The following is a 9,552-nucleotide window of genomic DNA, read 5'->3' on the forward strand; positions in this document are numbered from 1 at the left end:
TTACTCCACGATCCGACGGCTCGCCGGGGCTCTATTCTGGCCTATTGGCGCCGCGCCAGCACCTGCCACAACGCATTTGGTCATACCAGGCAGACGACCTGCGCACTATGCATTCGACAAAAGTTTTAGGGCGGCAAATTGACACACCGCCTACAAGGCTTTTACCCTAGCCAACAGCGATTGTAAATTGGTCTTACCAATTATCCAAGAACGCTGATCAGTGCCTGACCAACAACAATTAGGGGCCACCCCATATGCAAACCTGGCAACAGCTCTATACCCCGCTCGGCAGCCTCGGCCTGTCCGCACTCGCAGCCGTCATCCCCATCGTGTTTTTCTTCCTGGCCCTGGCCGTATTCCGCCTCAAGGGCCATGTAGCCGGCAGCATCACCCTGGCTTTGTCGATTCTGGTGGCGATCTTCGCTTTCCAGATGCCCGTCGATATGGCGTTCGCCGCCGCCGGGTATGGCTTCGCTTATGGCCTATGGCCGATTGCCTGGATCATTGTGGCAGCGGTGTTCCTCTACAAACTGACGGTCAAGAGTGGGCAGTTTGAAGTCATCCGCAGCTCGGTCCTGTCGATTACCGATGACCAGCGCCTGCAGGTCCTGCTGATCGGCTTCTGCTTCGGCGCCTTCCTCGAAGGTGCGGCCGGTTTCGGCGCACCGGTGGCGATTACCGCCGCGCTGCTGGTAGGACTTGGCTTCAACCCGCTGTACGCCGCCGGCTTGTGCCTGATCGCCAACACCGCGCCGGTAGCCTTCGGCGCCCTGGGTATTCCGATCATTGTTGCCGGGCAAGTGACCGGTATCGACGCATTCAAGATCGGCGCCATGACCGGCCGCCAACTGCCGCTGCTGTCGATGTTCGTGCCGTTCTGGCTGGTGTTCATGATGGATGGCCTGCGCGGCGTGCGGGAAACCTGGCCGGCAGCGCTGGTGGCCGGCTTGAGCTTTGCCGTGACCCAGTACTTCACCTCGAACTTCATCGGTCCGGAACTGCCGGACATTACCTCGGCCCTGGCCAGCCTGATTGCCCTGACCCTGTTCCTGAAAGTCTGGCAACCAAAACGCGCCGCCGGCCAACACATCGTGGGCGCCGTCTCGGCCTCCATGGTGAGCGCCAGCGTCGGTGGTTTCGGCCAGAAACGCACCACCGTGGAATCGCCCTACAGCCTCGGGGAAATTTTCAAGGCCTGGTCGCCGTTTTTGATTCTCACCGTACTGGTCACCATCTGGACCCTGAAACCGTTCAAGGCCATGTTTGCCGCCGGCGGTTCGATGTACAGCTTCGTGTTCAACTTTGCCATTCCGCATCTGGATCAGATGGTGATCAAGGTTGCACCCATCGTGGCCGCGCCGACCGCCATCCCGGCGGTGTTCAAACTGGACCCGATTTCCGCGACCGGCACGGCGATATTCTTTTCGGCACTGATCTCGATGCTGGTGTTGAAGGTCAACTTCAAAATTGGTCTGACCACTTTGAAAGAGACCTTTTATGAACTGCGCTGGCCGATCCTGTCCATCGGCATGGTGCTGGCGTTTGCCTTCGTGACGAACTACTCGGGCATGTCCTCGACCATGGCCCTGGTACTGGCGGCGACGGGCGCAGCGTTCCCGTTCTTCTCGCCGTTCCTCGGCTGGCTGGGGGTTTTCCTCACCGGTTCCGATACCTCGTCCAACGCCCTGTTCAGCTCGCTGCAAGCGACCACCGCGCACCAGATCGGTGTCAACGACACCTTGCTGGTGGCGGCAAACACCAGCGGCGGCGTGACCGGCAAGATGATCTCGCCACAATCGATCGCTGTGGCCTGCGCTGCAACGGGCTTGGTGGGCAAAGAGTCGGATCTGTTCCGCTTTACCCTCAAGCACAGCCTATTCTTTGCAACGATTGTCGGCCTTATCACCTTGGCGCAAGCCTACTGGTTCACCGGGATGCTGGTGCACTAAGGACTACAAACAAAACGGTAAAAACCGACGCCGGGCCACGCCCCCGGCGTCCGCTATTCACACCCCGGTCTGTAAGGCTGCTGAAAGCTTCCCTCTCTATATTCAGCGGCCTCAACGGACGAATAACCGGGACTACCCGGAGACACGCCTGATGAGCGAGCTTTTTTACAACGCTGTGCCGAATGCGACCCGTGTCGCCCCGCCACTGCCCGAGCCTCGGCAATACCCCAGCGAGAAACCGTCACGGGTCTACCTGTTCGGAACCTGCGTGGTCGATTTGTTCTACCCGGAAGCCGGGATGGACGCGATCCACCTGCTGGAGCGCGAGGGCATTCGTGTCGAGTACCCGCAAGGGCAAAGCTGCTGCGGACAACCGGCCTACACCTCGGGTTACACCGAGCAGGCACGGACCGTGGCGCGCTCGCAACTGGCGTTGTTTGCCGGGGATTATCCGGTGGTGGTGCCTTCGGGCTCTTGCGCCGGGATGTTGCGCGAACACTATGCTGACTTGTTCAAGGACGAGCCGGAAACGTTGAAACAGGTTCAGGCGCTGGCCGCCAGAACCTTTGAGCTGGCCGAGTTCCTGTTGTTTGTCTGCAAGGTGCAGTTCAAGGACAGTGGCGAACCGGTGAAAGTGGCGCTGCACACCTCGTGTTCGGCACGCCGTGAAATGAACACCCACCTGCACGGCCGTGAATTGTTGTCGCAGTTGAGCAATGTGGAGCGGGTCAATCACGATCACGAAAGTGAATGCTGTGGCTTTGGCGGGACATTCAGCGTCCGTATGCCAGACATTTCCGGCGCGATGGTGGCTGACAAGACCCGGGCGTTGAAGGAGTCCGGCGCGCACCAGGTATTGAGTGCCGACTGCGGCTGCTTGATGAACATCAACGGCTCATTGGAAAAACAGCAGGAAGCGTTGCGTGGTCAACATCTGGCCAGCTTCCTCTGGCAGCGTACCGGAGGTGCGAAATGAGCACCTCGACGATTATTCCTACGGTTGCCGTAGAAGAAGATTTCCGCACCCGCGCCCACAACGCGCTGGGTGACGCGCAATTGCGAGGCAACTTTCGCAAGGCGATGGATTCACTGATGACCAAACGGGCAGCAGCTTTCAGCGATGCCCACGAAAGAGAACACTTGCGCGCACTGGGCAATGCAATCCGTGCCCGCGCGCTCTCCAAGTTGCCCGACCTGCTCGAGCAACTGGAACAGAACCTGACCCGCAACGGTGTGACAGTGCACTGGGCGGAAACGGTGGACGAGGCCAATGGCATCGTCCTCTCGATCATCCGCGCTCACGAGGGGCGGCAAGTGATCAAGGGCAAATCGATGGTCAGCGAAGAAATGGAGATGAATCATTTCCTTGCTGACCGGGGCATTGAATGCCTGGAATCGGACATGGGCGAGTACATCGTCCAGCTCGACCACGAGAAGCCTTCACACATAATCATGCCGGCGATCCACAAGAATGCCGGTCAGGTCGCGTCCTTGTTCCACGACAAGCTTGGGGTGGAGTACACCAAGGACGTTGACCAACTCATTCAGATCGGTCGCAAGGTCTTGCGGCAGAAATTCTTCGAAGCGGACATCGGCGTCTCCGGCGTCAACTTCGCAGTGGCCGAAACCGGCACCCTGCTGCTGGTGGAAAACGAAGGCAACGGTCGCATGACCACCACCGTGCCGCCCGTGCACATCGCCGTCACTGGTATCGAAAAAGTCGTGGAAAACCTGCGCGACGTGGTGCCGCTATTGTCGTTGCTGACCCGCTCGGCGCTGGGCATCCCGATCACCACTTACGTCAACATGATCTCCGGCCCACGCAAAGCGCATGAGCTCGACGGTCCGCAGGAAGTGCACCTGGTACTGCTCGACAATGGTCGCAGCCAGGCCTTTGCCGATAGCGAATTGCGCCAGACCCTGAACTGCATCCGCTGCGGCGCCTGTATGAATCATTGCCCGGTGTATACCCGAATTGGCGGCCATGCCTATGGGGAGGTTTACCCCGGCCCTATCGGAAAAATCGTCACCCCGCACATGGTCGGCCTGGCGAAAGTCCCGGACCACCCGAGCGCTTCTTCGCTGTGCGGAGCCTGCGGGGAAGTATGCCCGGTAAAAATCCCGATCCCTGCGTTGCTGCGTCGCCTGCGCGAAGAAAACGTCAAGGCCCCGGACAGCCCCCATCAAGTGATGCGCGGCCAGGGCAGCAAGTATTCGCGCAAGGAGCGGTTCCTCTGGAACGCCTGGGCGAAGCTCAACAGTTCGCCGACGCTGTATCGCCTGTTCGGCTTCTTCGCCACCCGCTTGCGCGCCCTCACGCCGAGCAATGTCGGCCCGTGGACGCAAAATCACAGCGCTCCGAAACCCGCTGCCCGCTCACTGCATGACATGGCCCGCGAGCACTTTGCCAAGGGAGACCGCTGATGAGCGCCAAGCAAAATATCCTCGCCAAACTGCGTAAAAGTCTGACAGGCACCACACCGGTGGCCGACAACTTTGATGTCGATCTGGTGACCCAGCCTTACACCTACGCTCCTGAGCAACGCATTGCGCAACTGCGCAAATTGATGGAGGCGGTGCACACGGAAATCCACCTGACGTCCGGTGAGCAATGGCCGGCGCTACTCGCGCAATTGCTGCGGGACCGCCAGTTACCGAGCCTGCTGATCGCACCGACAACGCCCCACGGTCAACGCATCACACAACACTGGGCGAATAATCCCGATCTGCCGATGCTCAAGGCCTACGACCGCCCGGTTGAGGAATGGAAAGCCGAGCTGTTCAACGATACCCCGGCGAGCCTGACCACCACCCTCGGCGCCATCGCGGCGACCGGCAGCCTGATTCTCTGGCCGACGCGGGAAGAACCACGCTTGATGAGCCTGGCCCCTCCGGTGCATTTCGCGCTGCTCAAGGTCAGCGAAATCCGCGACAACTTTTATCAGGTGCAACAGGAGTTCGAATGGGCGCAAGGCATGCCGACCAACGCGTTGCTGGTGTCCGGCCCGTCGAAGACCGCCGACATCGAACAAGTCCTGGCGTACGGCGCTCACGGTCCGAAAGACCTGGTGGTGCTGATCCTGGAGGACCAATGAGTCTACCGGCCGCTTTTCTGCGCGATGCACAGCAACTGATTCCTCAAGAACGACGTTTCGACGACCCACTGTCGACCCTGGCCTTCGGCACTGACGCCAGTTTCTACCGGTTGATTCCGCAACTGGTGATCCGCGTCGAATCCGAAGATGAAGTGGTGGCACTGCTGCAACTGGCGCAACGCGATCAGGTGCCGGTGACCTTCCGCGCCGCCGGTACCAGCCTGTCTGGCCAGGCGATCAGCGATTCGGTGCTGATCGTGCTTGGGGATAACTGGAACGGTCGCGAGATCCGTGGGCAAGGCGCGCAAATCCGCCTGCAACCGGGGGTGATCGGCGCCCAGGCCAATGCCTGGCTGGCGCCGTTCGGACGCAAGATCGGCCCGGACCCGGCCTCGATCAATGCCTGCAAGATCGGCGGAATCGTCGCCAACAATGCCAGCGGCATGTGCTGTGGCACGGCGCAAAACACCTATCACACCCTGGCCGGCATTCGTCTGGTGCTGGCCGACGGCAGTCGTATCGACACTGAAGATGCCGCCAGCGTTGCGGCCTTTCGCCAAAGCCACGCCGCCTTGCTGGAGCGCTTGGCGACTCTGGGTCGCGAGACTCGCGCCAACGCCGAGCTGGCTGCGAGAATCCGCCACAAATACCGTCTGAAAAATACCACCGGCCTGTCGCTCAATGCCCTGGTGGATTTCGACGAGCCTGTCGATATCTTGAGCCACTTGCTGGTGGGTTCCGAGGGCACTCTCGGATTCATCAGTGCCGTGACCTACGACACGGTGATCGACCACCCGAACAAGGCCTCGGCCCTGATTGTCTTCCCGGATGTCGAGACCTGCTGCAACGCGGTCACCGTACTAAAAAGCCAACCGGTGTCGGCCGTGGAACTGCTGGATCGGCGCAGCCTGCGTTCAGTGCAGGACAAACCCGGCATGCCGCCTTTCGTACAGAATCTGTCGAACAATGCCTGCGCCTTGCTGATCGAATCCCGCGCCGCATCGCCCACATTGCTGCACGAGCAACTGGCGCAGATCATGCTGTCGCTGAAGGCGTTCCCGGTGGAAAAGCAGGTCGATTTCACCGAAGACCCGCAGGAAAACGCCCGTCTCTGGGCCATCCGCAAAGACACCTTCCCCGCCGTCGGCGCGGTGCGCAAGACCGGCACCACGGTGATCATTGAAGACGTCACCTTCCCGGTCGAACAACTGGCCATCGGCGTAAACCGCCTGATCGAGTTGTTCGACAAACATCACTACGACGAAGCGATCCTTTTCGGACACGCGCTGGAAGGCAATCTGCACTTTGTCTTCACCCAAGGCTTCAACAACGCGGCAGAAGTCGCACGCTACCAGGCGTTCATGGATGACGTGGCGCAACTGGTGGCGGTGGAGTTTGGCGGTTCACTGAAGGCCGAACACGGCACCGGACGCAACATGGCGCCGTTTGTCGAGCTGGAATGGGGCAGCGATGCCTACCAGTTGATGTGGCAGCTCAAGCGCCTGCTCGATCCCAACGGCATTCTCAACCCGGATGTGGTGCTCAGCGAAGATCCGCAGATCCACCTCAAGCACCTCAAGCCATTGCCGGCCGCCGACGAGATTGTGGATAAGTGCATCGAGTGCGGCTTTTGCGAACCGGTCTGCCCGTCGAAAGGCCTGACCCTGAGCCCGCGCCAACGCATCGTGATTTGGCGCGACATCCAGGCGAGAAAACGTGCCGGCGTCGATACCGCCGAACTCGAAGCCGCGTACGAATACCAGGGCATCGACACCTGCGCCGCCACCGGCCTGTGCGCGCAACGTTGCCCGGTCGGCATCAATACCGGTGAGCTGGTGAAAAAACTGCGCAGCCGCAAGGCAACGCATACGAAAACCGCCAACTGGCTTGAAGGAAACTTCGCCATGGCGCTGCAAGGGGCGCGCTTCACCCTGCACGTCGCCAATGGTGCGCGTCTGTTGCTGGGTGCACCGCGACTGGCAAAACTTTCCGCTGCCGTAACCAGGCTGTCCAAGGGGCAAGTCCCGTTGTGGACCAACGCCATGCCCCAGCCTGAACGGCCGATCCGCTTCAGCCCGGCGATCAGCGATGAGCGCCCGCGGGTGGTGTACCTGGCCGCGTGCGTATCACGGGCCATGGGGCCCGCGGCAGGTGACAAGGAGCAAATGTCACTGCACGACAAGACCCGAGGCCTGCTGGAAAAGGCCGGTTATCAAGTAGTTTTCCCGGACAACCTGGACAGCCTGTGCTGCGGCCAACCGTTTGCGTCCAAAGGCTACGCCGAGCAAGCCGAACACAAACGCCAGGAACTGATTGGCGCCTTGCTGCACGCCAGCCGTGGCGGGCTCGACCCGATCTACTGCGACACCAGCCCGTGCACCTTGCGCCTGGTTCAGGACCTGGGCGAAGCCCGTCTGGACCTGTACGACCCGGTGCGCTTCATCCGCACGCATTTAATGGATCGCCTGGAGTTCACACCTCAGGAAGCACCGATCGCCGTGCACGTGACCTGCAGCACCCAGCACCTCGGGGAAAGCCAGGCGCTGATCGACCTGGCGCGCAAATGCAGCCAAAACGTGGTCATTCCTGAAGGCATTCACTGCTGCGGGTTTGCCGGTGACAAGGGCTTCACCACACCGGAGTTGAATGCCCATTCGCTGCGCACGCTCAAGGACGCGGTGCAACAGTGCAGCGAAGGGATATCTACCAGCCGCACCTGCGAGATCGGTCTGACGCAACATGGCGGCATTGACTACCACGGACTAGTCTATCTGGTGGACCGCGTTACCCAGGCTAGGGCGACCTGAGCAGAACCTCACTAAAGGCGCATTCATGCGCCTTTTTAGTGCTTCCTGCCAAAACCGATAGCATTACAGCAATACATAGAACCCTGACGTGCCGCCGCAGTCCACAGATCAAGTCCTGCAAACGTGGGACTTTTCCAACACTCGGCAGCCCGTCCTGATGGCCAGCGATGCCTGGCCACTCAGTTCAAGGAGATACTCATGAAACGTTCTGTACTGTTTGGTCTGTTCGTTACTGCCTCAATGCTGGCCTCCCCCTCGTTTGCCGCTGAAAAAGATCAATGCGCGGTCAATCTGCAAACCATCGAAAACGCAAAGGCACAGATTCCTCCCGAAATGGCTGAGCAAGTAGCGGACTCTGTCGAGAAAGCCCAAACCGACCATGCAAAAGGCACCAAAAAAGGTATTGATGATTGCGTCGCCGAGACCAACCAAACCATCCAGGACCTCAAGAACGCGAGCAAAGGCGGGAAGTAACTCTCAGCTCAGGGCCAGCCTTCGGGTTGGCCTTCCGGGCCTTGTTGGCGTACATCGACAACAGATGTACTGGCAGCCGGGGGTTCAAAGCCCGGCTGCGTCCGACACGAAGCAAACCAAAACCCGCCAGTTGCGGGTTTTGTTGCATCCGGGGTCTGGAAATGTGTAACCGTGCGCATCGCTGAAAAAGCTCGACACGTTTTCCGAAAAAACCGAATTCTTGCGTTGCGTCGTAGTCTTTTAGATAGGCCCCATCAATCGTGGCTGTTTTTCGGGCTCGGCCTGGCTACCCGCTCATACGTCAACACCGAGACCATCCGATCCAGGAGATATCCATGAAACGTACCGCACTCGCTGGTCTGTTCATTTCTGCTGCAATGCTCGCCTCTCCAGTATTTGCTGCGGACAACAACCTTTGTACGAGCAAGCTGCAAGAGCTCAAAGGCAAAGTGAATGCGCTGCCGGCGACCTCCGGAAACACCACAATGGAGATCAAAAGACTGATGTCCAGCGCCGAAGCCTCACAAGCCTCCGGTGACGACAAGAAATGCGTCACCGAGGCCATCCAGGCATTGGCACTCGCTGACAAACAGAGCAACGAGCCCAACCCATAATTTGTGCTGGCCAACCTTCGGGTTGGCCTTCTGAGTCACGTTGACGTACACTGTACGGGCTTGTTGCTCACTTGATTCAAAGAGCACCAGGCTCGGGGCCGTTTAGGATTCGACGCCGGTTGCGAAACTTTAGGTGCATGCCGAGTTGGTAACAGAACTCGTAAATCCACTGTTGCAACTTCCTATAGTTGCCAATGACGAAACCTACGGGGAATACGCTCTCGCTGCGTAAGCAGCCTTAGCCCTTCCCTCCTGGTACCTTCGGGTCCAGCAATCATCAGGGGATGTCTGTAAACCCAAAGTGATTGTCATATAGAACAGAATCGCCGTGCAGTACGTTGTGGACGAAGCGGCTAAAACTTACACAACTCGCCCAAAGCACCCTGCCCGTCGGGTCGCTGAGGGTTAACTTAATAGACACGGCTACGCATGTAGTACCGACAGCGGAGTACTGGCGGACGGGGGTTCAAATCCCCCCGGCTCCACCACTTCATCATCTAAAGACGTCCACGGACGTCTTTTTTTGTGCCTGAAATCCAGTAAAAACAAAGGCTGTGGGCTAATGCCGATCAGTTAAGCCACAACGCAATCCGTAGCAGCTGGCGTAGCCTGC

7 protein-coding genes and 1 other RNA gene are annotated in these 9,552 nt (G+C 59.3%); all 8 read left to right on the forward strand.

The window, feature by feature from the left end; translation table 11 throughout:
- Positions 1 to 254: 254 nt before the first annotated feature.
- Positions 255 to 1,949 carry a lactate permease LctP family transporter gene (locus PMI28_RS10375; RefSeq protein ID WP_007988710.1) on the forward strand — a complete coding sequence of 565 codons (1,695 nt, stop codon included), beginning with the start codon at positions 255 to 257 and terminating at the stop codon, positions 1,947 to 1,949.
- A gap of 151 nt (positions 1,950 to 2,100) precedes the next feature.
- Positions 2,101 to 2,925: a (Fe-S)-binding protein gene (locus PMI28_RS10370; RefSeq protein ID WP_007988712.1), complete on the forward strand. Its 825-nt coding sequence runs from the start codon at positions 2,101 to 2,103 to the stop codon at positions 2,923 to 2,925.
- On the forward strand, positions 2,922 to 4,373 hold the full coding sequence (locus PMI28_RS10365) for a LutB/LldF family L-lactate oxidation iron-sulfur protein (protein ID WP_007988714.1): 1,452 nt from the start codon (positions 2,922 to 2,924) through the stop codon (positions 4,371 to 4,373). Before PMI28_RS10370 ends, PMI28_RS10365 begins: the two co-directional genes overlap by 4 nt.
- Positions 4,373 to 5,044 carry a LutC/YkgG family protein gene (locus PMI28_RS10360; RefSeq protein ID WP_007988716.1) on the forward strand — a complete coding sequence of 224 codons (672 nt, stop codon included), beginning with the start codon at positions 4,373 to 4,375 and terminating at the stop codon, positions 5,042 to 5,044. The genes PMI28_RS10365 and PMI28_RS10360 overlap by 1 nt, the downstream gene beginning before the upstream one ends.
- The gene (locus PMI28_RS10355) at positions 5,041 to 7,851 is read left to right on the forward strand and encodes an FAD-binding and (Fe-S)-binding domain-containing protein (protein ID WP_007988718.1); all 2,811 of its coding nucleotides are present in this window, start codon (positions 5,041 to 5,043) and stop codon (positions 7,849 to 7,851) included. The genes PMI28_RS10360 and PMI28_RS10355 overlap by 4 nt, the downstream gene beginning before the upstream one ends.
- Positions 7,852 to 8,049: 198 nt before the next feature.
- Positions 8,050 to 8,325 carry a hypothetical protein gene (locus tag PMI28_RS10350; RefSeq protein WP_007988720.1) on the forward strand — a complete coding sequence of 92 codons (276 nt, stop codon included), beginning with the start codon at positions 8,050 to 8,052 and terminating at the stop codon, positions 8,323 to 8,325.
- 335 nt (positions 8,326 to 8,660) lie between these two features.
- Complete coding sequence (locus tag PMI28_RS10345) at positions 8,661 to 8,939, forward strand: hypothetical protein (protein ID WP_007988722.1); 279 nt, start codon at positions 8,661 to 8,663, stop codon at positions 8,937 to 8,939.
- A gap of 94 nt (positions 8,940 to 9,033) precedes the next feature.
- Positions 9,034 to 9,427: a transfer-messenger RNA gene (ssrA, locus tag PMI28_RS29790) on the forward strand.
- Positions 9,428 to 9,552 lie beyond the last annotated feature (125 nt).

This window comes from Pseudomonas sp. GM48 (genome assembly GCF_000282335.1).
In the GTDB taxonomy this organism is placed as follows: Bacteria; Pseudomonadota; Gammaproteobacteria; order Pseudomonadales; family Pseudomonadaceae; genus Aquipseudomonas.